Raw genomic sequence first — 1,520 nt, 5'->3', positions numbered from 1 at the left:
CTCTAGCCAAAATTGAGACCTTTACCGGCGTGGACGGTGAAGGCAGATACGGTCTTTTCCCTAAGCTGGGTTAGCCCCAAACTCAAACCCGTGCACGTACAGTTGACCCACGAGGATACCTCGCGGCGGCACCGGGCATTGCGAACAAAACAAGAATCTGGGATCGTCCAAAGTGATAGCTTGGGATGATTCGAACTGTGACTGCCACCGCTACATGCAACGCTTTCAACTCGCCTCTGCTCAGTCTAACGTCTCGCTTGGTCATGGCACTTGCCCTTCCACGGGAATCGGTGATCGCAACGTCACCAGCGTGCCATGGCCGCCCCTCGCCTCAGAGTAAGGGCCTTTCTCTCTCCAGAGCTTTTTGCAGAACCTTCAGGATACTATCTAAGCAAGCTGCCCCAACAGTTTTTAGTAAACACTTCAGTGTTGTTTGACGACAATGCCGGCGAGAGAGACGCAATGCATGTTGGCGCATTTTATGAATTTTTTGCGGGGCGGGATGGCGCGGGCCGGATTGGGTGTGGTCTTGCCTATTCGCCTTGAGCCGAGAAAAGCGGCGGGCTACGCCGCTAACTTGGGCGGCGAGATTGACGATCGGCGACGTCGCTAAGGTCGGTGTCGCCCAATTCCCCTGACGCAGATAGACCCGACGCCGACGGTGACCAAGGGCATCGCGCATAATTGTTGTTTAACCTACTTTCGACGCGATGCACTCAGTTCGTCAGTGTGGAATCGCAGTTCCGTCCCCGTCCAAGTCTCCCTTTGTGTCCTCTTCGTCCTCGGCTCCTTCCTCTACTAGGCTCTCGCCGCCGAGTTTCTCGAAGCGTCTTTCCGCCAGCCAGTTCATGCGCCTAGTCTGGGTCACGAGCACACGTCGAAGGCCCATCTTCACCTCGCGTTCGGAGATGACCTGCGACAGCTTGGACACGATGAGCGCCCGACGTGCCAAACGGGTGTCCGGATGGCCGCTCAACTCCTGGATCCGGTCGGAGACAATCGAACCACGCATGGAAGGCGGCTCGGTGATTTCTACAGTCGGCGCCGGCGGGTCCTTCTCATTCAGGATCGCCTTGAACTTGCTCTCGTTGCGTAGCCGAGTGAAGACAAGGTGCTCGAGCGCGTTTAGGTGCGCATTCGCCGTTTTAAAGTCAGAGTGCTTCGACCCCACGGCCTCGAACTGCGGCAGTGGCCAGACCTGTATCTCCGCCACCTCAAAAGGGTCCAACACCGACATCGCCACAGCGTCGGTGCGCTGGTTCGTGAGGTGGCGCCCGACGCGGCCGGAAACCTTCTCCTTGGTCTGGCCGACGTAGATCGGCTCCCCGTCGTAGTCGTAGAACGCGTATACTCCCCAGCGATAGCTGCCGACGGGACGCTTCTCACCCGAGGGGTCGTCGTAGAGAGTTTCGCGGAAGAACTTCCGAATGGCCTTACGCAGCTCGTCCGTTTCGAGCGGCGGTGTTTTCGTGCTGTCTGTTGTGCTGTTCGGGAGTTTCGCCATGTTGTCCCTCGGTCGC

General features: G+C 58.0%; 1 protein-coding gene. It reads right to left on the bottom strand.

The genetic code is table 11. The features are described from left to right. Positions 1 to 724 precede the first annotated feature (724 nt). The coding region (locus EOC06_RS37065) for a GIY-YIG nuclease family protein (protein WP_306462385.1) at positions 725 to 1,520 on the bottom strand (796 nt) is incomplete at its 5' end.

This window comes from Mesorhizobium sp. M7A.F.Ca.MR.362.00.0.0, from assembly GCF_004023175.1.
In the GTDB taxonomy this organism is placed as follows: domain Bacteria; phylum Pseudomonadota; class Alphaproteobacteria; order Rhizobiales; family Rhizobiaceae; genus Mesorhizobium.
Note: the sequence above shows the minus strand (reverse complement) of the source record. Positions and strands in the feature narration are given on the sequence as shown.